Below are 24,005 nucleotides of genomic sequence, written 5' to 3'. Positions count from 1 at the left end.
ACCATGGCCATTACCCTGACAGAAGCCGCTGCCCGGCATGTGAACCGCTACCTTGCCCGCCGGGGCAAGGGGTTGGGTGTGCGCCTGGGCGTCAAGACGACAGGGTGCTCCGGCCTGGCCTACAAGCTGGAGTATGTGGACGACACCGAGCCCGAAGACATCGTTTTCGAGAACCACGGCGTCAAGGTCCTCATCGACCCCAAGAGCCTGGCCTATATCGACGGCACCGAACTCGACTTCGTGCGGGAAGGCCTCAACGAGGGCTTCAGGTTCAATAACCCCAACGAACGCGACCGCTGCGGATGCGGAGAGAGCTTCCGCGTCTGAGGCTGCTCTGGCCCGGTGCCTGCCCAACCGCCACCGCGCACCCTGCGTGCTGGCGGTTTTTTGTTGACCTGCCCACTCGATTCCTGACGACCGACCGCGCATGAACCTGCAATCCGACGACTTCGAACTCTTTGGCTTGGCACGCAATTTTGCGCAGGACCGCAGCGCCATCGATACGCGCTGGAAGGAGCTGCAGCGCGAAGCCCACCCGGACAAGTTCGCCGCCCAGGGCGCAGCGGCGCAGCGAGTGGCCATGCAATGGTCGGTGCGAATCAATGAAGCCTACCAGCGCCTGAAGGACCCGATGCGCCGGGCCGCGTACCTGAGCGAGCTTCACGGCGCGCCCATCCGCGCCGAGGACAACACGGCGATGCCCGCCGCGTTCCTGATGCAGCAGATGGAGTGGCGCGAAGCGCTGGAAGAGGCGCAGTCCGACTCCGAGCTGGATGCGCTGGACAATGCCGTCGCTCAGGCGCGCCAGGCGGCCCTTGCCGAATGCGAAGCGCTGATCGACCGCCAGCACGACTATGCGGGTGCCGCGCGGCAGGTCAGAGCCCTCATGTTCATTGCGCGATTTGCCGACGACATCGAGCGTCGGCGAGAGCAACTGGGACAATAGCCGCTGTTCCTTGTGTTTCCCCTCCAGGGAGCAGGCGGTGATCCTGGCCTGCTTTCTTCGTTAGAGATACCGAATTCCATGGCGCTTTTGCAGATTTCCGAGCCCGGCCAGTCCCCCGACCCGCACCAGCGGCGCATTGCCGTCGGCATTGATTTGGGCACCACGCATTCGCTGGTCGCCGCCGTGCGCAATGGCGTTGCCGAATGCCTGCCCGACGCGCAGGGCAGGGTGCTGCTGCCTTCGGTGGTGCGCTACCTGGGCAACGGCGGGCGCCAGATCGGCCACGACGCCGTGGCAGCGCAGGCTCAGGACGCCCGCAACACGATCGCGTCGGTCAAACGCTTCATGGGCCGCGGATTGCAGGACGTGGTGGACGCCGGCAAGCTGCCGTATGAGTTCGTGTCGGGCAGCGAGCCGCAGTCTGGCGGCATGGTGAGCCTGGCCACGGCCGATGGCGTCAAGTCGCCGGTGGAGGTCAGTGCGGAGATCCTCGCCACCTTGCGCTACCGGGCGGAAGACACTTTCAACGACGACCTGTACGGTGCCGTGATCACCGTGCCCGCCTACTTCGACGACGCCCAGCGGCAGGCGACCAAGGATGCCGCCAAGCTCGCGGGCATCCACCTGCTGCGTCTCATCAACGAACCCACCGCCGCTGCCATCGCCTACGGGCTGGACAATGCCAGCGAGGGTGTCTATGCGGTCTATGACCTGGGCGGTGGTACGTTCGACATCTCCATCCTGCGCCTCACGCAAGGCGTGTTCGAAGTCATCGCCACGGGCGGGGACTCGGCCCTGGGGGGGGATGACTACGATGCGGCGCTGGCGGACTGGGTGCTGCTGCAACTGAATCGACAGGTGAGCACCCCTGCCGACAAGACGGCGGTGCGCATGGCCGCCCGAGCTTGCAAGGAGGCGTTGACTGCTACTGATTTGGTAGCATTCAGCGCCGATCTGTCGGGTGAAATCGTGCATTTTGATGTCAAAAAATCGGACTTCGAGGCGGCCACTGCTCACCTGACTGCCCGCTCCATGGCTGCTGTACGCCGTGCCCTTCGGGATGCGCACCTGGCGCGTGACGAGGTGCAGGGTGTGGTGATGGTGGGTGGATCCACGCGCATGCCCCAGGTACAGCAAGCCGTGGCGGAGTTCTTCGGCAAGGAGCCTCTGAACAATCTCAACCCCGATGAAGTTGTGGCTCTGGGGGCGTCGGTCCAGGCCAACCAGCTCGCGGGCAACAACACGGCGGGCGACCTGCTGCTGCTTGATGTGACGCCGCTGTCGCTTGGCATCGAGACCATGGGTGGACTGGTCGAGCGCATCGTGGCCCGCAACGAAACCATCCCCACCGCCAAGGCCCAGGACTTCACCACGTACAAGGACGGCCAGACGGCCTTGGCGATCCATGTGGTGCAGGGCGAGCGCGACCTGGTGCAGGATTGCCGCAGCCTGGCGCGCTTCGAGTTGCGCGGCATTCCGCCCATGGCGGCAGGCGCCGCCCGCATCCGCGTGACCTTCACGGTCGATGCTGATGGCCTTCTGAGCGTGAGCGCGAAGGAGCAAGGTAGTGGCGTGGAGGCGCGCATCGACGTGAAGCCGTCGTACGGCCTGTCTGACGACGACATCGCGCGCATGCTGCAGGAAGGTTTTGCCACCGCCGCGCAGGATATGAAGGCGCGCGCCGTGGTCGAAGCCCGCGTGGATGCCGACCGCATGCTCATCGCAACGCAAAGTGCCTTGGATGCCGACGCCGACGTGCTGCTGCCGGCGGAGCTTGCGCGCATTCGTGCGCTGATGGCTGCGCTGCGCGAGCAGCGCGACGTGGGCGATGCCCCCGCTATCGAGGCCGCCACCGAAGCACTGGCCAAGGGTACCGAGGCCTTTGCAGCCCAGCGCATGAACCTTGGCATCCAGCAGGCGCTGGCGGGCAAGAACGTTCAGACGCTCTGAGCTTTCGACAAAACAGCACAACGACAAGAAGACACCGACCCCATGCCCGTCATCAAGATACTTCCGCACCCTGAATACTGTCCCGCCGGCACCGAGATCACTGCGCCTGCGGGCACGTCGATCTGCGAAGCGCTGCTCGAGAACCACATCAACATCGAGCATGCCTGCGACATGAGCTGTGCCTGCACCACCTGTCACGTCATCGTGCGCCAGGGGCTGAATTCTCTCAACGACGCCGAAGAGGAAGAGGAAGATCTGCTCGACCGCGCCTGGGGCCTGGAGCCGCAGTCGCGCCTGTCGTGCCAGACCATCCTTGCGCAGCAGGACCTGGTGGTGGAGATTCCCAAATACACCATCAACCACGCCAAGGAGAACCACTGATGAGTGCTTCGACAGGCCGCTCCAAGCGAGCTCGCGCCGCCTTCCTGGGCAGCGAGGACACGAAGTGCCGAGCATGGAGGCACGTATGACGCGCCAGATCGTTCTCGACACCGAAACCACGGGCCTGTCGGCCGACAGCGGCGACCGCATCATCGAACTGGGTTGCGTGGAGTTGCTCAACCGCAAGCTCACCGGCAACAATCTGCACCTGTACTTCAACCCGGGGCGCGACAGCCATGAAGATGCGCTCAAGGTGCACGGCATCAGCAACGAGTTCCTGAAGGACAAGCCCAAGTTTGCGGAAGTGGCCGATGAGATCCTGCAGTACCTGCAGGGCGCTGAAATCATCATCCACAACGCCGCGTTCGACGTGGGTTTCCTGAACAAGGAGCTGGAGCTGATCGGCCGGCCCGCGTTTCGCACCTACGTGGAAAGCGTCACCGACACGCTGGCGATGGCCAAGGAGATGTACCCTGGCAAGCGCAATTCACTGGACGCGCTGTGCGACCGCCTGGGAGTGGACAACTCCAGCCGCACCCTGCACGGCGCGCTGCTGGACGCCGAACTGCTGGCCGATGTGTACATCAACCTCACTCGGGGCCAGGATGCGCTGCTCATATCCGACGACGCGCAAGAAGGCGCCGACGGGCTTGCCGTGGCGGCTGTGGACCTGCGCACTTTCGTGCTGCCCGTGCTCAGCGCCAGCGAGCCGGAAAACGTGGCCCACGAAGAGGTGCTCGCGCAGATCGACAAGGCCAGTGGCGGCAAAACAATTTGGCGAGTTGCCCAGGCAGCCTGAAAACCTGTGCCATAATAGAAGGCTGTCGCAGCGACAAGGGTGATTAGCTCAGCGGTAGAGCACTGCCTTCACACGGCAGGGGTCACATGTTCGATCCATGTATCACCCACCAGCGCTTGCACAGACTTTCGCGTCGCACTTTGGCCATATGGCTGGGGTGCTTGCGACGGGTGATTAGCTCAGCGGTAGAGCACTGCCTTCACACGGCAGGGGTCACATGTTCGATCCATGTATCACCCACCAATTCAAACCCCTGCAGGCTGCGGCCTTCAGGGGTTTTTCATTGGCGCGGCAGCATGGACGTGCCCCACTTGCGTGCACGAAGGACGATGCCCGGTGCAGACACGCGCGCCATTGCATGAACTTCGCTTCCTGTGCGGCGTCCATGGCGCGGTCGCATGTTCATCTCGGTGCTCCAGGTGCCGCTAAAGTGTCAGGTGTTCGTGCTGCTCGTGCAGCGCGAGATCGGATCGACGACGCAACACCTCCGCCATGCTCACCTTTCACAACCCTCTGCACCAGGGCCACGCGCCCATCCATGAGTTCTACCGCGGCGAGCGCGTGCCCTGCTTTGAGAAGCCGTCGCGCGTGGACTACGTGGAAGAAGCGCTGCGGCGTCGAGGGCATCCGCTGGTCCCCCCCGCCGTGGACAGCGCTGCGGTGCTGTCCCAAATCCACGCACCGCGTTACCTCGCCTTCCTGAAGTCCGCATGGCAGCAATGGGTGGGCCTCGACCCGGCCAATGCAGCGGTGCAGCCGTTTCCCTCGGTGTGGCCCGTGCGTACCCTGCGCAGCGATGTGGAGCCGGAGAACTTCGTCGCCCGCCTCGGGCTGTACTCCATGGACAACGGCACGCCGATGGCGGCCGGCACGTGGGCAGCTGCCAAGGCGGGTGCCGATGCTGCTGCCAGCGCTGCAGCCCATGTGGCCCAGGGCGCTCGCGCAGCCTTTTGCTGCACGCGGCCCCCAGGCCACCATGCAGGACCAGACTTCATGGGGGGCTACTGCTTCCTGAACAATGCGGCCGTGGCTGCGCAGGTGCTGCGCACCCAGGGAGCATCGCGCGTTGCGCTGCTGGATGTGGACTACCACCATGGCAACGGCACCCAAAGCATTTTTTATGAGCGCTCTGACGTGCTCTTCATCAGCATCCATGGCGACCCACGCACTGAGTATCCCTTCTATCTCGGGCATGCCGACGAAACGGGAGCGGGGCAGGGGGCGGGCTTCAATCTCAACCTTCCGTTGCCAGCGGGCACCAGTGCAGCCGGGTGGTTCGGTGCGCTGGAGGCCGCCTGCCAGCGGATAGCGGCCGACGGCACCGAGGCGCTCGTGATATCTCTGGGACTGGACGCCTTCGAAGGCGATCCGATCTCCCGCTTTGCGCTGGCCTCCGATGATTTCACGCGCCTGGGTGAACGCCTGGCTCGCCTTGGTCTGCCCACCGTGCTGGTGTTGGAGGGCGGCTATGCCGCTGCCGAACTGGGGACCAACGCCGTCAATGTGCTTGATGGCTTCGAGCAGGCTTGATGGGACATGTGCGGCGGGGAAGTTGCAGTCGCAACCGCCCGCCGCTGACGACGGAACGGAACCAGGAGGACATGGATGACCGACAAGGTGGATTGCGTGGTGGTGGGGGCTGGTGTTGTGGGGCTGGCGGTGGCGCGCTCGCTGGCACTGATGGGGCGCGAGGTGATGGTGCTGGAGGCGGCAGATGCCATCGGAACGGGGATCAGCTCCCGCAACAGCGAAGTGATTCATGCCGGCCTGTACTACCCCACAGGCTCATTGAAGGCCCGCCTTTGTGTGCAAGGCCGCGACATGCTCTATGCCTACTGCGCGCAGCGCGCCGTACCCCATCGCCGCTGCGGCAAGCTGCTGGTCGCCACTTCAGAGGCCCAACTGCCGGGCCTGGAGTCCCTGCGTGCACGCGCACAGGCCAACGGTGTGCGCGATCTGCAGTGGCTCACGCGTGCGCAGGCACAGGCGCTGGAGCCTGCGCTGGAGTGCGTGGCGGCCCTGTATTCGCCCAGTACGGGCATCGTCGATAGCCATGCGTTGATGCTGGCATTGCAGGGCGATCTGGAGCATGCGGGCGGGATCGTGGCGTTGAATTCGCCCCTTTCGTCCGCCCACCTTACGCCGAATGCTATCGTGTTGATAGCATCTGACGGCACGCAGATCGAGGCGCGCACGGTGGTCAACGCCGCCGGTCTCCATGCCCCCGGGCTGGCTGCACGCTTTGCGGGCCTGGACCCTGCGCATGTGCCCACGGCCCACTATGCCAAGGGCAGCTACTTCACGCTGGCGGGCAAGGCGCCGTTCACCCATCTGATCTACCCGGTCCCCGAGGCTGCGGGCCTGGGTGTGCACCTCACGCTCGACCTCGGCGGACAGGCCAAGTTCGGACCGGATGTGCAGTGGGTCGATTCTGCGGATGACCTGCTCGTGGATCCGGCACGTGCTCAGGCCTTCTACGCCGAGGTCCGCAAGTACTGGCCCGCTCTGCGAGACGGAGCGCTGTCGCCCGGCTATGCGGGTATCCGCCCCAAGATCCACGATGCGCACGCACCCGCTGCCGATTTCGTGATCCAGGGCGCTGTGGTGCATGGCGTGCCCGGCCTGGTCAATCTCTTCGGCATCGAATCGCCCGGCTTGACAAGTGCTCTCGCCATTGGCGAGCATGTGGCCGCGTTGGCCTGATGTGGCGCAAGCTCCTTGCAATCCGTAACCTCTTGGGTCCCCGTCCTACGAAGGGGTTTGACGCAGGTGGCTAAGATGAATGCGGTGCCTCCATTCACGAGGCTCGCCAGTTTTTTGTTGCTCTTAAGAAAGGCTTGTATGACTGCTTCCGACACCACCACCACGACCCAGGGCGAACTGGAAAAACTGGTGTCCGACCTGCGCGGGCTGCTGGCCAGCAAGGACCTGGATGCCGTGCCTGAGATCAGGCTGTTGCGTCAGAAGTTGGATGACGGCATACACAATGCGCGCGAGTCTGCCATCCGTGCTGCGCAGGACGCAGCCCGCCAGGCCAAGGATGCGGCGCTGGCCGCAGACCGCTACGCTCACGACGAGCCATGGCGCGTGGCGGGTGCAGCGCTGGCAGTGGGTGCGCTGGTAGGTTTCCTGCTTGCACGCCGTTGATCCCGGAACGTCTGGCATGACGCCACTGTTCGGAGTTTGCGCATGAACTGGCTGTCCATTCTGGGTTTGGAAGGCCTGGTGGCCCGTTGGCGTGCCAACGTCATCGAGGCCGCCATCGCTGCCGAAGACCGCATGGATCTTGCGCGGCTGGAATGGCAGGATCAAAAGCAGCGCCTGCAGAACATGCTGGTGCTGACGATACTCGTTGCGGGCTTGACCGTGGTGGCCCTGATCATGCTGTCGCTGGCCGTGCTGGTTCATTTCTGGGACACGCCCCAGCGCACGCTGGTGGCGTGGTCAGTGGCGGGTGTCTGGCTTGCCGGCTGGGCTGCCGCCTTGCTGTCTCTCGTGTCCGTGGCCCAGCGTGCGCGCAATGGTTTCGCCCTGACCCGCCGTGAACTGGCGCAGGACTGGCGCGACATCAAGGAGCGTTTGTAATGCCCTCTGCTTCCACCTCCGCACCGGCGGCGACCCACACCGCCCCTGACATCATGGAGCCGAGTCCCGCGCAGCAAAAGGTGCTGGACAGCATTGCCTCTCAGCGCAGCCGCCTTCGTGCGCGCCGTGCCGCCCGTGCCCAGTCGCTGGCCCTGACGCGGCAGCCAGGCCCGGTCGGAGGCATCGACGAGTCCCTTGTCTTGCGCGCGGCCGGTTTCGCGCGGGAGCACCCCCTGGCCGTGGTGGCCATGGCGGGTGTCGGTCTGCTCGCCGGCCCCCGCAGGCTGGTCCGCTGGGCAGGCGTGTTGCTGCCCATGCTGATGCGCCTGCGCCGCTGACTGGCACTGCCAAACGGCAGGGTGTGCAGCACAGACCATGGAAGGGACTGCGTTCCCCGAAAAAAAGCCGCTGTGGTACAGCGGCTTTTTTGTGCACTCCATCTGCGTGTCCCCCACAACCTGCCAGTTGTCGGGGTTGAGACTGCGAAGTTCAGTTGTGGACTACCTGGGCATGGACTTGATGGCCCTGGCGGCCTTGACGACCAGGGCAGGGCCTTCGTAGATGAGGCCGGTGTAGATCTGCACGACGTCGGCGCCCGCGCGGATCTTGCTTACCGCGTCTTCGGCACTCATGACGCCGCCAACGCCAATGATCGGAAACTGGCTCCCCAGTACCGCACGCAGTTGGCGGATCACCTGGTTGCTGGCCTCCAGCACGGGGGCGCCGCTCAGGCCGCCGGTCTCATCGGCGTGCCGTAGTCCCTGCACTGCGCTGCGGCCGATGGTGGTGTTGGTGGCGATGACGCCATCCATGCCGTGGCGCTTCAGGGTTGCTGCGATGACCGCGACCTGGGCTTCGTCCAGGTCGGGCGCGATCTTCACGAACACGGGCACGCGCTTGGCGTGCCGGGTGGCGAGTACTTCGCGGCGCTCGGCGATCGCGGAGAGCAAGGCGTCCAGCGCGGCGTCGCTTTGCAGCGCGCGCAGGTTCTGGGTGTTGGGCGAACTGATGTTGACCGTGACGTAGTCTGCGTGGGGATACACGCCTTCCAGGCAGGCCAGGTAGTCGCTGGTCGCGTTCTCTATGGGAGTGGTGGCGTTCTTGCCGATGTTCAAGCCGAGCAGCAAGGGGTGGCGGCGCGCCTGTGTACGAAATCGCGCCTGCTGCACGTTGTGCAGGAATGCATCCAGCCCTTCGTTGTTGAAGCCCAGGCGGTTGATGAGGGCTCGGGCCTCCGGAAGGCGGAACATGCGCGGTTTGGGGTTGCCCGGCTGCGCCTTGGGCGTGACCGTGCCCACCTCGACGAAGCCAAAGCCCATCGCGCCCAGGGCATCGATGCAGCGGGCGTTCTTGTCCAGGCCTGCGGCCATGCCTACGCGGTTGGGGAATGTCAGCCCCGCGAGCTGCACCGGGTCGTCCACCGTCTCGTTGCACCAGGCCCATTGCAGCGGCGTGCGCTGCCCGCGGGACAGCATGTCCATCGTGAGTTCATGCGCGGCTTCGGCATCCAGGCCGAACAGGAAAGGGCGGGTGAGGGCGTAGGGGATCAAGGACATGGGGGAATCACGGGGGATAATTGCGCAACAAGCTCCGATTTTCCCTCATGACGACCACTCCCACCCCTCAGACCCAAGACGAACTCAAGACCCTGGTTGGCCAAGCCGCGCTGCAGTATGTTGTGCGCGGCGAGATTGTGGGGGTCGGCACGGGCTCCACAGTCAACAAGTTCATCGATGCGCTTGCGACGATCAAAGGGGATATCAAGGGTGCCGTGTCGAGCTCGGTGGCCAGCACCGAGCGCCTGAAGGCGCTGGGCATTCCCGTCTTCGATGCGAACGAGGTCGAGTCCCTCGCCGTCTACATCGACGGTGCCGACGAGATCGATGGCAGCGGCTACATGGTCAAGGGCGGCGGCGCGGCGCTGACGCGCGAGAAGATCGTTGCGGCGCTGGCGAGCCGGTTCGTCTGCATTGCCGATGAGTCCAAGCTGGTACCTGCCCTGGGAGGGTTTCCGCTTCCAGTTGAGGTCATCCCCATGGCGGCACAGCACGTCACCCGCCGGTTTGCCGCAATGGGCGGCTCAGCCAGCCTGCGCCAGAAGGATGGTCAGCCGCTTGTCACCGACAACGGTCAGCACATCCTGGATGTCACGGGCCTGTCCATCACAGACCCTCTGGCGTTCGAGTCAGAGATCAACCAGTGGCCCGGCGTGGTGACGGTGGGTGTGTTTGCGCACCAGAAAGCATCCGTGTGTCTGCTGGGCACTGCCCACGGCGTCAAAACCCTGGCGTATTGATCAGAACCGAATGCCCGCAGGATTGCTCGGCGCCGAGCCGTCGTTGGCTGGCACGGCTGGCCGTACCCGGGCGTTGGCTGGCGCCGTGGCAGGGGTGGACGCAGGTGCCGCAGCTGGCTCTGCGGCCTTGACCGCAACCAGCGGCGTCGGCGCCGGCTGGCGGTAGTTGCGCGGCAGTTGCGACTGCTGAGGGTAGCCTGCAGCGTCAAGGTACTGCGACCATTCGGCCTCCGAGAACCCGACGAGGTGCTGGCTTCCAACCGTGCCAAACGGCAGGCTGGTGCTGTTGCTCAGCTTCTGGAGCGCGGCGAGGTCTTCATTGCTCGAGATCGTGCGTTCGGTGAACGGAATGCCGCGAGAGGTCAGGAAGTTCCGTGCGGATGTGCAAGGGGTGCAGTCGTTGCTGGTGTACAGCGTGACCGGAAAGCGCCCTGACACCTGGCGCAATGCAAAGGGAAGGTTGTCGGTTGCCGAGGTGGCCGCTGCGCCTGCTGCGCGCGCGGGTTGCGCGTTGCCATCGGCCGGTGGGCGGTCGGAAAACGTCACCTTGCCGTCCGGCCCGACGATGCGGTAGACGCCCTGCGCGTGGGCGCTGCCGCAGGCCAGAGTCATCAGCAGGGACGCCAGCAGGGGGGCGGTCAGTGGCTTGTGCATGTTCAATTCTCCTCACTCGTGGGTGTCAGCGGCCCGTCACGCGGCATCGCGGTGCTGGGCGCCTGGGGCCTTCCTTTACGCGGCGGGTGCTTCTGCCATGCCCTGGTGGCGCAGCAAGGCATCCAGATTGGGCTCGCGACCCCTGAATGCCTTGAACGAGTCCATGGCAGGGCGGCTGCCGCCGGCCTCCAGGATGGCCTCCCGGTAGCGGCGGCCGGTTTCGGTGCTGGGCAGGCCATCGCTGCCGGCAGTTTCTTCAAAAGCGGCGTAGGCGTCCGCGCTCAGCACTTCAGCCCACTTGTAGCTGTAGTAGCCTGCAGCGTAGCCACCTGCAAAGATGTGGCTGAACGTGTGGGCGGTGCGGCTGAAGGCGGGTGGGTTCAGCACCGAGACTTCGTCTCGCACCTGGGCCAACAGGGGCATGAAGTCCTTGGCCGGGTCGTGCTCGGTGTGCAGCAGCATGTCGAAGAGCGAGAACTCGATCTGGCGCAGTGTCTGCATGCCGCTCTGGAAGTTCTTGGCCGCGATCATCTTGTCGAACAGTGCCCGGGGCAGCGGAGCCCCGGTGTCCACGTGGGCCGTCATGTGCTTGAGCACATCCCACTCCCAGCAGAAATTTTCCATGAACTGGCTGGGCAGCTCGACCGCATCCCATTCCACACCGCCGATGCCCGATACATCACGCTCGTTCACCTGGGTCAGCATGTGGTGCAGCCCGTGGCCGAATTCGTGGAACAGCGTGATCACGTCGTCGTGCGTCAGCAGCGGCGGCTTGCCGTCCACGCCGCTGGCGAAGTTGCAGACCAGGTGCGCCACGGGGGTTTGCAGCAGGCCGGTGTCGGGGCGCAGCCAGCGAGCGCGCACGTCGTCCATCCAGGCTCCGCCGCGCTTGCCGGTGCGGGCCGGCTGGTCCAGGTAGAACTGGCCGACCAGCGTGTTGCCACGCTCGATGCGATAGAACTCCACGGCCGGGTTCCAGACCGGGGCGCTGTCGCGGCGGATGGAGACCTCGAACAGGGTTTCGATGATCTTGAAGAGGCCTGCCAGCACCTTGGGTGCCGTGAAATACTCCTTGACCTCCTGCTCGCTGAAGGCATAGCGGGCCTCCTTGAGTTTTTCGGAGATGTAGGGCCAGTCCCAGGCCTGGGGGTCGGTCAGCGACAGCTTTTCTGCGGCAAATGTGCGCAGGTCTGCAATGTCCTTTTCAGCATAGGGGCGAGCGCGGCGGGCCAGGTCGCGCAGGAAACCAATCACCTGCGCGGGCGACTGCGCCATCTTGGGCACCACGGACACTTCGCCAAAGTTGGCGTAGCCCAGCAGCCGGGCTTCTTCGCTGCGCAGGGCCAGGATTTCGCCAATCAGCGCGGTGTTGTCGAACTTGCGGGCATCGCCTTCGGCCTGATCGGAAGCGCGTGTCACATAGGCGCGGTACAGCTTTTCGCGCAGGTCGCTGCGCGTGGCGAACTGCATCACCGGCAGGTAGCACGGCATCTTCAACGTGAGCTTGTAGCCGTCCTTGCCGTCGGCCTGGGCGGCTGCCAGCGCAGCCTGCTGCACGTCGGCCGGGATGCCGTCCAGTTCGTCGGCGGTGGCGTAGTAGGCGTACGCGTCGGTTGCGTCGAGCGCGTTTTCGCTGAACTTCTGGGAGAGTTCGGCCTGGCGCTCCTGGATTTGAGCGAAGCGCTCCTTGGCGGGGCCGGTCAGCTCTGCGCCTGAAAGAACAAAGTTGCGCACGGCGTTGCGGTGAGCCTGGCGCTGCTCGGCCGTGAGGGTGGCCGGGTCGATGGCCTTGTACTTGGCGTACAGGCGTTCGTCAGCGCCCAGGCGGGTCCAGAATTCGGTCACCCGGGGCAGGGCGGCGTTGTATGCAGCGCGCAGCTCCGGCGTGTCGGCCACGCTGTTGAGGTGGCTGACAGCGCCCCAGGCCATTCCCAACTGCTCGGTCGCCACATCCAGCACCTTGGCGATGGCATCCCAGCGGGCGGGGAAGTCGGGTGCGGTGACGGTTTCCAGCGCCACGCTGGCCCGTTCCAGCAACACGTCCATGGCGGGCGCGACGTCCTCGGGGCGGACGCTGTCGAAGGGGGGAAGGCCAGAGAAGTCGAGAAGGGCGTTGCTCATGCGAAGGTAGATGGCGCCGGGAGGCGTTGGTTCAAGTTGCAAGGCAGCCAGCGCAGTCGCAGACAGTCGCCAGGGCTTTTCGGCCAGCGGCGCTCAGTGCTCGGCGGTGCGTTCGGCTGCCTCGATGGTGTTCACCAGCAGCATGGTAATGGTCATGGGCCCGACCCCGCCAGGGACGGGGGTGATCCAGCCGGCGACTTCCTTCACGCCGTCGAAGTCGACGTCGCCGCAGAGCTTGCCGTCCGCCTTGCGGTTGATGCCGACGTCAATGACGATGGCACCAGGCTTGACCATGTCGGCTGTCAGTGTGTTGGCGCGGCCCACGGCTGCCACCACGATGTCCGCCTGGCGGGTGTGGTAGCCCAGGTCGGGCGTGCCGCTGTGGGTGATGGTCACGGTGGCGTTGGCCTGCAGCAGCAGCAGCGCCATGGGCTTGCCCACGGTGTTGCTGCGGCCGATGACGACAGCGTGCTTGCCCTTGATCGACTGACCCGTGGACTCGATCAGCTTCATGCTGCCGTAGGGCGTGCAGGGGCGGAACCCGTCCAGGCCCGCCATGAGCTCTCCGGCGGAGAGCACGGAATAGCCATCCACATCCTTGGCCGTTGCGATGGCTTCAATCACCTTGTGGGGGTCGATGTGCTTGGGCAGCGGCATCTGGACCAGGATGCCATGCACGGCAGGGTCGGCATTCAAGGCCGCAATGCGTTCGAGCAGCGCAGCTTCCGTCAGGTCGGCATCGTACTTTTCAAAGATCGACCGCACGCCGCTGTCTTCGCAGGCCTTGATCTTGTTGCGGACATAGACAGCCGACGCTGGATCTTCACCCACCAGGATGACCGCCAGGCCAGGCTGGTGGCCCCGTGCGGTGAGCGCGGCGGCGCGCTGGGCGACCTCGCTGCGCAGTTGGCGGGAGAGGGCGTTGCCGTCGATGAGCTGTGCTGTCATGTCAAAAATACCGAGTCAAAATGGCTGCTGGCGCTTTGTGGTCAAGCGCAAGTAGCTATGAGAATGTGAGCAATCTGCTGCCCGTTCAACCCTTGGGGGCGTTCTGGCCCAGTGCGATCTTGAGCAGGTCGGCCACGGTGTTGGCGTTGAGCTTTTCCATGATGTTGGCACGGTGCGCCTCCACCGTCTTGATGCTGATGCCGAGGTCGTCGGCGATCTGCTTGTTCAGGCGGCCGGCGACTATGCGTTCGAGCACCTGGGCTTCGCGGCTGGTCAGCTTGGAGAGCAGGGCGTCGCGGCTGGCGGCCTGCTGGTAGCCGGCGAAGGCTTCCCGGGCGTGGTCCAGCATGCGCTCGACCAGTCCCACCAGTTCTTCTTCATTGAAGGGCTTCTGGATGAAATCCAGCGCGCCCTTCTTCATGGTGTTCACGGCCATGGGTACGTCTCCATGGCCGGTGATGAAGACGATGGGCAGGGGCGACTTGCGCTCGATGAGGCGGTCCTGCAGCTCCAGGCCCGTCATGCCGCCCATGCGGATGTCGACGATCAGGCACGCCACTTCGCGCGGGTCGTAGCGCGAGAGGAAAGTCTCGGCCGAATCAAAGCAGCGCACCCGGTAGTCCTTGCCTTCCAGCAGCCACTGCAGGGAGTCGCGAACCGCCTCGTCGTCATCCACAACGTAGACGGTGCCTTTTTTCGGAATCAAGCTCATGCAATTGTCCTTGGGGTTTGTACGTTTGCTACAGAATTTGTAGTGGCATCCGCAGGTTTGGCGAGCGGCAGCCAGAAGAAGAACCTGCAGCCAATGACCTCCGGGCCATTGTAGAGGTTCTCCGCCTGCATCCGGCCCTGGTGCGACTCGACGATGCTGCGGCACAAATTGAGGCCCATGCCCATGCCTTCGGCCTTGGTGGAGAAGAACGCTTCGAACAGTCGTTCGAGTACCTCCGGCGCCAGGCCCTTGCCGGTGTCCTGCACCGAGAACTCCACCCCCTGGCGGTCTTCCACGTGCTTGGGTACCACGCGTAGCTCCACGCTGCGGCCCGCCGCGGGGCGGTTGGCCTGCTGGATGGACTCTGCGCCGTTCTTCATCAGGTTGACCAGCACCTGCTCGATCAGGATGGTGTCGGCCATCACGGGTGGAAGGCGGGCTGCCACGTAGTGCGTGAGCCGCACGTTGTGCCGGCGCAGTTCGATGTCGGCCAGCTCCACGGCTTCGTTCACCATCGAGTGCACATCGGCCAGCGTGCGGTTGGGCTCGCTCTTTTTCACAAAGGCGCGGATGCGCTGGATGATCTGGCCGGCCCGTTGGGCCTGGTGGGCCGTCTTCTGCAATGCGGTCAGCAGTGCTTCTTCGGTCAACTGGCCGCTCTGGATGCGCGAGACCATGCCGCTGCAGTAATTGTTGATGGCGGTGAGTGGCTGGTTGAGCTCGTGGGCCACGCTGGAGGCCATCTCGCCCATGGTGATCAGGCGGCTCACGGACTGGGCACGTTCGGCCTGGCGCGACGCCTGTTCCTCCGCTTGGCGGCGCGGCGTGATGTCGGTGGCGATCACCATCTGCGCCAGGCGCCCGTCCACCCAATTCAGGTAACGCGAGCGCACTTCCAGCCACTTGCCCAGGTCGGGCAGGTAGATCTCGGCGTTCTCGGTGCGGGCGCTGGTGAGCGGGTCGGTCGGCAGGCCCATCAGCCCGTCCTCGTCGTCCATGCCCGTGGGGTTGTTGCCGGCCACGGGCACCACGCCGGCCTGCGCCACCAGCTGCAGGTGGCCGCCGGTCTGCGAGCCGAACCATTGGCGGTAGAGCTTGTTGGCGAACAGCAGTTCCTCGCTGCCCAGAGGGGCCACCGACACCGAGGCGTCCAGCGACTCCAGCACGATGGTGAAGCGCTCGTGCGAGGCCGACAGCTGCTCGCGGATGCGGTTGGGCTCGGTGATGTCCGTCATCGACGTCATCCAGCCGGTCTGGTGGCCGCGCGCATCGATCAACGGCGACACGTACAGCCGCGCGTCGAACAGCGTGCCGCTCTTGCGCCGCACCCGCACCTGAAAGCCGCCCACGATGGTCTTGCCGGAGAGCTCGTCGCGCAGCTTGGCGTGCAGCGCCTCGTGGTCGGAGTCGGGCCAGTAGGGGAAGGGCGCTTTCAGGCCCACGAGCTCGGCCTCGCTCCAGCCCGTCATCTGGCAGAAGGCGGCGTTCACATAGGTGATGCGGCCTTCCATGTCGAGGGCGCGCATGCCGGTGAGAATGGAGTTCTCCATCGCGCGGCGGAAATTGGTCTCTGCCACCAGGGCCTGCTGCGCCTGCATGCGCCGGCGCGTGTGCCGCCAGGTGGCGATCAGCATCCACGCGGTCATGGCCGAGAGCGTGCCCACCAGCCAGAACAGCCCGCTGCCCACCACGCCCAGGGACGTGCGATAGGCCTGTGCCTTCAGCACCAGGCCGTTGCCCACGGGCGATACGGGCACTTCATATTCGTTGGCACGCGATGCCCACGGCAGAAACTGTGTGGCGGTATTGCGCGGCCCCAACGGCGTGCCGGCCAGCACCTGGTTCTTGCCGTCCAGCAGCGTCACGGCATAGCGTGCCAGCACCTCGGTGGGGGTGCCGTAGCGCAGCAGGCTGTCGATGGAATATTCGCCGAGCACCACGCCGCTGAACTTGCCCTGGTTGTTCAGCGGGACTTGCAGCTGCAGCAGGGGCGTGGAGTCGCCCGCCGTCGCCGCCGGCTGGGCGTACACGGGTTGCTGCAGGTCGCGCGCCAGTCCGAAGGTGTCGGCCGTGTCGCCGGGCTTGAGAACTTCGCCGGCGATACGCAGGTCGCTGCTGGCCAGGGTGGGCGCGGCATGGCTTGCGCGGATGCGGCGGCGCTCGTCGATCCAGGTGATGGCCTGCAACTCGGGGTACTGGCTGATCAGCGTTTCGGCACGGCTCACGAACTCGGAGCGCTCCAGCTCCTGGTTGGAGAGGTCGCGGGCGATGCGCATGAGCTGTTCCTGCCGCTCCAGCAGACGCAGGCGCACGCGCTGTTGGGCGTATTCCACGTCGCGGCGCAGGGCTTCCTGTTCCCGCTCCGCCTCTTCGGCCCTCAAATACCAGAACGCCGCCACGATGGCGGCCAGAAACATCAGGACGGCGGCCAGGGGCGCCAGTGCCGCAAACCGGTCCTGCCGGGTGGGCGAGAGTCCGCGCCACCACTTGCGCCACCAGCGGATAGGCGCGGCCACGGCCGGGGCCGTGGGAGGGGGGGCGGAGGGCAGGGAGTCCATACTGCGAGTGTAGGGGAGCCGAGGGTGCATGCCTGTTCGCTGGATTTTGTGCGATTGCAGCATTTTCTTGCAATATGAAATGCAAAGGCACCATTTGAAATTGTAGAAAAATATGCGAAACTAGAGCCAACGACCTAAATTTGCTGCCACACCTACAGGAGACAAGCATGTCAGCTCAGCCCGACCAAGAGGCCGGTTTCGGCATCGGCACGGATGCCGATCAGCAGGAAACCCGTGAATGGATGGACGCCCTGTCCGCCGTCATCGACAAGGAGGGCCCTGAGCGCGCCCATTTCCTGCTCGAGCAACTTCTCGAACACGCCCGCCAGAGCAGCATCGACATGCCGTTCTCCGCCAATACGGGCTACGTCAACACCATCGAAGCCGACCAGGAAGCCCACTGCCCCGGCAACATCGCCATCGAAAAGCGCCTGCGCGCCTACATGCGCTGGAACGCCATGGCCATGGTCGTGCGCGCCAACCGCCTGAACCCCGCCGACGGCGGTGACCTGGGCGGCCACATCGGCTCCTTCGCCTCGGTGGCCAGCATGTTCGGCGCGGGCTTCAATCACTTCTGGCACGCCGCCAGCGAAAAGCACGGCGGCGACCTGCTCTACATCCAGGGCCACAGCTCGCCCGGCATCTACGCCCGCGCCTACCTTGAAGGCCGCCTGACCGAAGAGCAGCTCGACAGCTTCCGCCAGGAAGTGGACGGCAAAGGCCTCTCGAGCTACCCGCACCCCAAGCTCATGCCCGAGTTCTGGCAGTTCCCCACCGTCTCGATGGGCCTGGGCCCGCTGATGGCCATCTACCAGGCACGCTTCCTCAAGTACCTGCACGCCCGTGGCATTGCCGACACCGCCAACCGCAAGGTCTGGGTGTTCTGCGGCGACGGTGAAATGGACGAGCCCGAATCGCTGGGCGCCATCGGCCTGGCGGCACGCGAGAACCTCGACAACCTGGTCTTCGTGATCAACTGCAACCTGCAGCGCCTGGACGGCCCGGTGCGCGGCAACGGCAAGATCGTGCAGGAGCTCGAGAGCGAATTCCGCGGCAGCGGCTGGAACGTCATCAAGCTTCTGTGGGGCAACGGCTGGGACACGCTGCTGGCCCGCGACAAGACCGGCAAGCTCAAGCAGCTGATGATGGAGACGCTGGACGGCGACTACCAGGCCATGAAGGCCAACGACGGTGCCTTCGTGCGCAAGAACTTCTTCGGCCGCTACCCCGAGACGCTCAAGCTCGTCGAGCACATGACCGACGAAGAGATCTTCGAGCTGCGCCGCGGCGGCCACGAGCCCGCCAAGGTCTACGCAGCCTTCCACGCCGCCAACGAGCACAAGGACCAGCCCACCGTGCTGCTGGTCAAGACCGTCAAGGGCTACGGCATGGGCAAGGCCGGTGAAGGCAAGAACACCGTGCACCAGACCAAGAAGCTCTCGGACGAAGACATCAAGTACATCCGCGACCGCTTCAACATCCCGATCCCGGACAGCCAGCTGGCCGACATCCCGTACTACAAGCCGGCCGACGACACGCCCGAAATGCAGTACCTGCACGAGCGCCGCAAGGCCCTGGGCGGCTACCTGCCCAAGCGCCTGCCCAAGGCCGAAGAGAGCTTCACCGTGCCCTCGCTCGACACCTTCAAGGCCGTGCTGGAGCCCACCGCCGAAGGCCGTGAAATCTCCACCACCCAGGCGTACGTGCGCTTCTTGACGCAGCTGCTGCGCGACCAGGCCCTGGGCCCGCGCGTCGTGCCCATCCTGGTGGACGAAGCCCGTACCTTCGGCATGGAAGGCCTGTTCCGCCAGATCGGCATCTACAACCCCAAGGGCCAGCTGTACACCCCGGTCGACCGCGACCAGGTCATGTACTACAAGGAAGACAAGGCCGGCCAGATCCTGCAGGAAGGCATCAACGAAGCCGGCGGCATGGCCAGCTGGATCGCCGCTGCCACCAGCTACAGCACGAACAACCGGATCATGATCCCGTTCTACGTGTACTACTCGATGTTCGGCTTCCAGCGCATCGGCGACCTGGCCTGGGCGGCGGGCGACATGCAGGCCCGCGGCTTCCTGCTGGGCGGAACTTCGGGCCGCACGACGCTCAACGGCGAAGGCCTGCAGCACGAAGACGGCCACAGCCACATCCTGGCCGGCACCATCCCCAACTGCGTGAGCTACGACCCCACCTTCGCTCACGAAGTCGGCGTGATCATGCACCATGGCCTGAAGCGCATGGTCGAGCGTCAGGAGAACGTCTTCTATTACCTGACGCTGCTCAACGAGAACTACGCCATGCCCGGCCTGCAGCCCGGCACGGAAGAGCAGATCATCAAGGGCATGTACCTGTGCAAGCAGGCCCCCACACTGGCCGCAGACGCACCCACCGTGCAACTGCTGGGCAGCGGCACCATCCTGCGCGAATCCTTCTTCGCCCAGGAGCTGCTCGAAAAGGACTGGGGCGTGGCCGCCAGCATCTGGAGCTGCCCGAGCTTCAACGAACTGGCCCGCGACGGCCAGGACGCCGAGCGCTGGAACCTGCTGCACCCCACCGACACGCCGCGCACGTCGTTCGTGGCCGAGCAACTGGGCAAGACCACCGGCCCGGTGATCGCCTCCACTGACTACATGAAGAACTACGCGGACCAGATCCGCTCGTTCATCCCCGCCGGCCGCACGTACAAGGTGCTGGGCACCGACGGTTTTGGCCGCAGCGACTTCCGCAGCAAGCTGCGCGAGCACTTCGAGATCAACCGCCATTACATCGTCGTGGCCGCGCTCAAGGCCCTGTCCGAAGAAGGCAAGGTGCCCGCTGCCAAGGTGGCAGAGGCCATCGCCAAGTACGGCATCAATGCCGACAAGGTCAACCCGCTCTACGCATAAATCGAACCGGAGACAACAATGGCATTGGTCAACATTCAAGTCCCGGACATCGGCGACTTCGACGAAGTCGGCGTGATCGAGCTGCTCGTCAAGCCTGGCGACACCGTCAAGGCCGAGCAGTCGCTCATCACCGTCGAATCCGACAAGGCATCGATGGAAATCCCGTCGAGCCACGCGGGCACCATCAAGGAGATCAAGGTCGCGCTGGGCGACAAGGTCAAGCAGGGCTCCGTCATCGTCGTGCTCGAATCGGCAGACGCTGGCGCGCCTGCGGCTGCCCCGGCTGCGGCTGCTCCGGCGCCCGCCGCCGCAGCGCCCAAGGCACAAGCCCCCGCTGCGGCGCCTGCCGCACCAGCGGGAGCTGCGGCAGCAGCCTCCGGCCCGCTGGAAGTGCGCGTTCCCGACATCGGCGACTTCAAGGACGTGGCCGTCATCGAGCTGCTGGTCAAGGTGGGCGACACGGTGAAGCTGGAGCAATCGCTCTTCACCGTCGAGTCCGACAAGGCCTCCATGGAGATCCCATCGCCCGCAGCCGGCGTGATCAAGGAACTCAAGGTCAAGATCGGCGACACCGTCAACATCGGTGACCTGGTTGCTGTTCTTGAAGGCGCGGCTGCACCCGAAGCGTCCGCTCCAGCTCCGGCCGCTGCGCCTGCAGCCCCGGTGGCTGCGGCGCCTGCCCCGGCGCAAGCCGCAGCGGCACCAGCACCTGCAACGGCTTCCGTTCCGGCCCACCAGCCCGGCACGCCCGCGCCAGGCCTGCCCCATGCATCGCCTTCGGTGCGCAAGTTCGCCCGCGAACTCGGTGTGCCGCTCGAAGAAGTCAAGGGCACCGGACCCAAGGGCCGCATCAGCCAGGACGACGTGCAGGCTTTCACCAAGCAGGTGATGAGCGGTGCCACGCAGACCAAGGCCCAGGCAGCGAAAGCTCCGGCAGGCGGTGGTGGTTCCGGCGTTGGCCTGGACCTGCTGCCCTGGCCCAAGGTCGACTTCACGAAGTTCGGCACGGTCGAGCGCAAGGACCTCTCGCGCATCAAGAAGATCAGCGGCGCCAACCTGCACCGCAACTGGGTCGTCATTCCCCACGTCACCAACCACGACGATGCGGACATCACCGATCTGGAAGCCTTCCGCGTGCAGTTCAACAAGGAAAACGAGAAGAGTGGCGTGAAGGTCACCATGCTCGCCTTCATGATCAAGGCCGCCGTGGCCGCGCTCAAGAAGTTCCCTGAGTTCAACAGCTCACTCGACGGCGACCAGCTGGTGCTCAAGCAGTACTTCCACATCGGCTTTGCGGCCGACACGCCCAACGGACTCGTCGTGCCCGTCATCCGTGACGCCGACAAGAAGGGCATCGTGCAGATCTCGCAAGAGATGGGCGACCTGGCCAAGAAGGCCCGCGACGGCAAGCTCGGCCCGGCCGACATGACCGGCGGCTGCTTCTCCATCAGCTCGCTGGGCGGCATTGGCGGGCGGTACTTCACGCCCATCATCAACGCTCCTGAAGTTGCCATCATGGGCGTGTGCAAGAGCAGCCTGGAGCCCAAGTGGGATGGCAAGCAGTTCGCGCCGCGCCTCATGCTGCCCCTGTCGCTCAGCTGGGACCACCGCGTGATCGACGGCGCCGCCGCTGCGCGCTTCAACGTGTACTTTGCCTCGCTGCTGGCGGACTTCCGCCGCATCGTGATGTAACGCGAGGGCAACACACATGGCAATCATCGACATCAAGGTGCCCGACATCGGCGACTTCGCCGAAGTGGCCATCATCGAAGTGCTGGTCAAGCCCGGCGACACCATCAAGGCAGAGCAGAGCCTGATCACCGTGGAGTCCGACAAGGCCTCCATGGAGATCCCGTCCAGCCATGCCGGCGTGGTCAAGGAGCTCAAGGTCAAGCTCGGCGACAAGATCGCCGAAGGCTCGGTGGTGCTCACGCTCGAAACGTCGGATGCAGCGTCCGCTGCGCCGGCACCCGCGCCTGCTGCAGTACCTGCTGCTTCTGTGCAAAAATCGGCTACAGCGCCCGCCGCGCAAGCGCCAGTAGCTCCTAAAATAGAAGCATCCAGTTTCGGCGGCACTGCGGACCTGGACTGCGACGTGCTCGTGCTCGGCGGCGGCCCTGGCGGCTACAGCGCCGCTTTCCGCGCGGCCGATCTGGGCCTCAAGGTCGTCATCGTCGAGCGTTACGCCACCCTGGGCGGCGTGTGCCTGAACGTGGGCTGCATCCCGTCCAAGGCCCTGCTGCACGTGGCAGCCGTCATGGACGAGGTCAGCCACATGGCCGACCTGGGCGTGGACTTTGGCGCGCCCGCAGTCAACATCGACAAGCTGCGCGGCCACAAGGAAAAGGTCATCGGCAAGCTCACCGGCGGCCTGGCCGCCATGGCCAAGATGCGCAAGGTGACCACCGTGCGCGGCTACGGCAGCTTCGTCGGCGCCAACCACCTCGAAGTGGAAGAGACCAGCGGCACCGCGCAGGAGAAGACGGGCAGCAAGAAGGTCATCGCCTTCAAGAAGGCCATCATCGCCGCCGGCAGCCAGGCCGTGCGCCTGCCCTTCATGCCCGACGATCCCCGCGTGGTCGATTCCACCGGCGCCCTGGCGCTCAAGGAAGTGCCCAAGCGCATGCTGATTTTGGGCGGCGGCATCATCGGCCTGGAAATGGGCACTGTCTACAGCACCCTGGGCGCACGCCTGGATGTGGTGGAAATGATGGACGGCCTGATGCAGGGCGCTGACCGCGACCTCGTCAAGATCTGGCAGAAGATGAACGCCAAGCGCTTCGACAACATCATGTTGAAGACGAAAACCGTCGGCGCCGAGGCCACACCCGAAGGCATCAAGGTCACCTTCGCGCCAGCGGAAGAGGGCGGCACCGCCCCCGAACCGCAGGTGTATGACCTGGTGCTGCAGGCCGTGGGCCGCACGCCCAACGGCAAGAAGATCGCCGCCGAAAAGGCTGGCGTCGCCGTGACGGACCGTGGCTTCATCAACGTCGACATCCAGATGCGCACCAACGTGCCGCACATCTTCGCCATCGGCGACATCGTGGGCCAGCCCATGCTGGCGCACAAGGCGGTGCATGAGGCCCACGTCGCGGCTGAAGTCATCGCGGGTGAGCTGCAGGGCAACAAGGAGCTGGCAGCAGCCGCCTTCAACGCCCGCGTGATCCCGAGCGTGGCCTACACCGACCCCGAAGTGGCATGGGTGGGCCTGACCGAAGACCAAGCCAAGGCCCAGGGCATCAAGGTCAAGAAGGGCCTGTTTCCATGGACTGCGTCCGGCCGCGCCATTGCCAATGGCCGCGACGAAGGCGTGACCAAGCTGCTGTTCGACGACTCGCCCGAAGCCCACGGCCACGGCAAGATCCTGGGCGGCGGCATGGTCGGCACCCATGCGGGCGACATGATTGGCGAGATCGCTCTGGCCATCGAGATGGGTGCCGATGCGGTGGACATCGGCAAGACCGTCCACCCGCATCCCACGCTGGGCGAGAGCATCGGCATGGCGGCGGAGATTGCGCACGGCAGCTGCACGGATGTGCCGCCGCAGAAGAAGTAAGCCCGGCTCACTGCTGATAAACAAAAGCCCGAACTGGCAACAGTTCGGGCTTTGTGCTTTGAAGGCCTGCGCCGGGGTGGCCAATTCGCCCCGATCCCGTGCAATACGTTCTCACGTTCGGTTAAAACCGCCGTGCCTCGTTAGCCCCGTTCGTCTCGTTCGTGATACACGACCCAAGAAACCAATAACCCGCCGCCGAACTACGCCTACACCATCCGCGACAAGGTGGGCGAGAACGCCAAGGTGATCAAGCAGATCGAGAACAACTCTCCCGAACAGGCCCTGCTGGGCGACTTCTCCAAGGCGATAGACGATGCCATCATTGACTGCAGTGAAGCCCACCAGAACCAGATATGCAGTTGCTGGCCGACCCCAGCAAAGCCGCCCACCTTGCGCGGATTGTGTTTGACCTGCTGGTGCAGGGGCAGGCGAAGAACTATGGATGCCAGGGCTGCTAGTCATCACCATGGCAGCAGAAATTGGCCACTGGAGTTGCACGGATGTGCCGCCGCAAAAAGAAGTTAGCCATGAGCGAGTCGTTGAGATGCTACTAATTTGGTAGCTATCCGCGACGATTTCATAAGGTCTACGCGGCTTTTTATTGACTGTGC

General features: G+C 64.8%; 20 protein-coding genes and 2 tRNA genes. 16 read left to right on the top strand and 6 right to left on the bottom strand.

All coding sequences use genetic code 11. From position 1 onward, the window contains the following. Positions 1 to 3 precede the first annotated feature (3 nt). From iscA to KW835_RS05290, 12 genes are all read left to right on the top strand, one after another. Positions 4 to 327 carry an iron-sulfur cluster assembly protein IscA gene (iscA, locus tag KW835_RS05345; RefSeq protein ID WP_218381261.1) on the top strand — a complete coding sequence of 108 codons (324 nt, stop codon included), beginning with the start codon at positions 4 to 6 and terminating at the stop codon, positions 325 to 327. A 100-nt stretch (positions 328 to 427) separates the two neighbouring features. Beyond that, entirely contained in the window at positions 428 to 946 is a 519-nt protein-coding gene (hscB, locus tag KW835_RS05340; protein ID WP_218381260.1) for a Fe-S protein assembly co-chaperone HscB, read from the top strand. Positions 947 to 1,024: 78 nt separating this feature from the next. Beyond that, positions 1,025 to 2,896, top strand: a complete 1,872-nt coding sequence (hscA, locus tag KW835_RS05335; RefSeq protein ID WP_218381259.1) for a Fe-S protein assembly chaperone HscA — start codon at positions 1,025 to 1,027, stop codon at positions 2,894 to 2,896. Positions 2,897 to 2,938: 42 nt separating this feature from the next. Next, positions 2,939 to 3,277, top strand: coding sequence for an ISC system 2Fe-2S type ferredoxin (gene fdx / locus KW835_RS05330; protein WP_218381258.1), 339 nt, complete (start codon positions 2,939 to 2,941; stop codon positions 3,275 to 3,277). Positions 3,278 to 3,362: 85 nt separating this feature from the next. Then, positions 3,363 to 4,076 (top strand): DNA polymerase III subunit epsilon, encoded by a 714-nt coding sequence (gene dnaQ, locus KW835_RS05325; RefSeq protein WP_218381257.1) that lies wholly within the window; start codon positions 3,363 to 3,365, stop codon positions 4,074 to 4,076. 37 nt (positions 4,077 to 4,113) lie between these two features. After that, positions 4,114 to 4,188, top strand: a tRNA-Val gene (locus KW835_RS05320). Between the two features lie 56 nt (positions 4,189 to 4,244). Further along, positions 4,245 to 4,319 (top strand) — tRNA-Val (locus KW835_RS05315). Between the two features lie 249 nt (positions 4,320 to 4,568). Continuing rightward, the gene (locus KW835_RS05310) at positions 4,569 to 5,606 is read left to right on the top strand and encodes a histone deacetylase family protein (protein ID WP_218381256.1); all 1,038 of its coding nucleotides are present in this window, start codon (positions 4,569 to 4,571) and stop codon (positions 5,604 to 5,606) included. Between the two features lie 75 nt (positions 5,607 to 5,681). Continuing rightward, complete coding sequence (locus tag KW835_RS05305) at positions 5,682 to 6,779, top strand: NAD(P)/FAD-dependent oxidoreductase (protein ID WP_218381255.1); 1,098 nt, start codon at positions 5,682 to 5,684, stop codon at positions 6,777 to 6,779. A gap of 138 nt (positions 6,780 to 6,917) precedes the next feature. Next, complete coding sequence (locus KW835_RS05300; protein ID WP_218381254.1) at positions 6,918 to 7,223, top strand: DUF883 family protein; 306 nt, start codon at positions 6,918 to 6,920, stop codon at positions 7,221 to 7,223. Positions 7,224 to 7,265: 42 nt separating this feature from the next. Further along, positions 7,266 to 7,661, top strand: a complete 396-nt coding sequence (locus tag KW835_RS05295; RefSeq protein WP_218381253.1) for a phage holin family protein — start codon at positions 7,266 to 7,268, stop codon at positions 7,659 to 7,661. Further along, positions 7,661 to 7,999 carry a hypothetical protein gene (locus KW835_RS05290; RefSeq protein WP_218381252.1) on the top strand — a complete coding sequence of 113 codons (339 nt, stop codon included), beginning with the start codon at positions 7,661 to 7,663 and terminating at the stop codon, positions 7,997 to 7,999. Before KW835_RS05295 ends, KW835_RS05290 begins: the two co-directional genes overlap by 1 nt. A gap of 162 nt (positions 8,000 to 8,161) precedes the next feature. On the opposite strand, the gene KW835_RS05285 is transcribed toward KW835_RS05290, so the two are convergent. Beyond that, on the bottom strand, positions 8,162 to 9,217 hold the full coding sequence (locus tag KW835_RS05285; RefSeq protein WP_218381251.1) for a quinone-dependent dihydroorotate dehydrogenase: 1,056 nt from the start codon (positions 9,215 to 9,217) through the stop codon (positions 8,162 to 8,164). A 47-nt stretch (positions 9,218 to 9,264) separates the two neighbouring features. Between KW835_RS05285 and rpiA the strand changes: the two genes are divergently transcribed. Next, entirely contained in the window at positions 9,265 to 9,957 is a 693-nt protein-coding gene (gene rpiA / locus KW835_RS05280) for a ribose-5-phosphate isomerase RpiA (RefSeq protein ID WP_218381250.1), read from the top strand. Here the strand turns inward: rpiA and KW835_RS05275 are convergent, their stop codons facing one another. From KW835_RS05275 to KW835_RS05255, 5 genes are all read right to left on the bottom strand, one after another. After that, entirely contained in the window at positions 9,958 to 10,611 is a 654-nt protein-coding gene (locus KW835_RS05275) for a glutaredoxin family protein (RefSeq protein WP_218381249.1), read from the bottom strand. Positions 10,612 to 10,686: 75 nt separating this feature from the next. Next, positions 10,687 to 12,732 (bottom strand): M3 family metallopeptidase, encoded by a 2,046-nt coding sequence (locus KW835_RS05270; RefSeq protein WP_218381248.1) that lies wholly within the window; start codon positions 12,730 to 12,732, stop codon positions 10,687 to 10,689. A gap of 93 nt (positions 12,733 to 12,825) precedes the next feature. Then, positions 12,826 to 13,680 carry a bifunctional methylenetetrahydrofolate dehydrogenase/methenyltetrahydrofolate cyclohydrolase FolD gene (gene folD, locus KW835_RS05265; protein WP_218381247.1) on the bottom strand — a complete coding sequence of 285 codons (855 nt, stop codon included), beginning with the start codon at positions 13,678 to 13,680 and terminating at the stop codon, positions 12,826 to 12,828. A gap of 85 nt (positions 13,681 to 13,765) precedes the next feature. Next, positions 13,766 to 14,392, bottom strand: coding sequence for a response regulator transcription factor (locus KW835_RS05260; protein WP_056168907.1), 627 nt, complete (start codon positions 14,390 to 14,392; stop codon positions 13,766 to 13,768). Continuing rightward, the gene (locus KW835_RS05255; protein WP_218381246.1) at positions 14,389 to 16,950 is read right to left on the bottom strand and encodes a PAS domain S-box protein; all 2,562 of its coding nucleotides are present in this window, start codon (positions 16,948 to 16,950) and stop codon (positions 14,389 to 14,391) included. The genes KW835_RS05260 and KW835_RS05255 overlap by 4 nt, the downstream gene beginning before the upstream one ends. Positions 16,951 to 17,117: 167 nt before the next feature. On the opposite strand from KW835_RS05255, the gene aceE reads away from it, so the two are divergent. The 3 genes from aceE to lpdA are packed head-to-tail and all read left to right on the top strand — an operon-like array spanning position 17,118 to position 23,394. Beyond that, a complete protein-coding gene (gene aceE / locus KW835_RS05250; protein WP_218381245.1) occupies positions 17,118 to 19,835 on the top strand; it encodes a pyruvate dehydrogenase (acetyl-transferring), homodimeric type in 2,718 nt (905 codons plus the stop codon). An 18-nt stretch (positions 19,836 to 19,853) separates the two neighbouring features. Next, positions 19,854 to 21,527, top strand: coding sequence for a dihydrolipoyllysine-residue acetyltransferase (aceF, locus tag KW835_RS05245; RefSeq protein WP_218381244.1), 1,674 nt, complete (start codon positions 19,854 to 19,856; stop codon positions 21,525 to 21,527). Between the two features lie 16 nt (positions 21,528 to 21,543). Continuing rightward, positions 21,544 to 23,394: a dihydrolipoyl dehydrogenase gene (lpdA, locus tag KW835_RS05240; protein ID WP_218381243.1), complete on the top strand. Its 1,851-nt coding sequence runs from the start codon at positions 21,544 to 21,546 to the stop codon at positions 23,392 to 23,394. Positions 23,395 to 24,005 lie beyond the last annotated feature (611 nt).

The sequence above is a fragment of the Acidovorax sp. sic0104 genome, assembly GCF_019219095.1.
Lineage (GTDB): Bacteria > Pseudomonadota > Gammaproteobacteria > Burkholderiales > Burkholderiaceae_C > Acidovorax.
The sequence above is the reverse complement of the archived record's forward strand: the minus strand, read 5'-3'. Positions and strand labels throughout refer to the sequence as shown.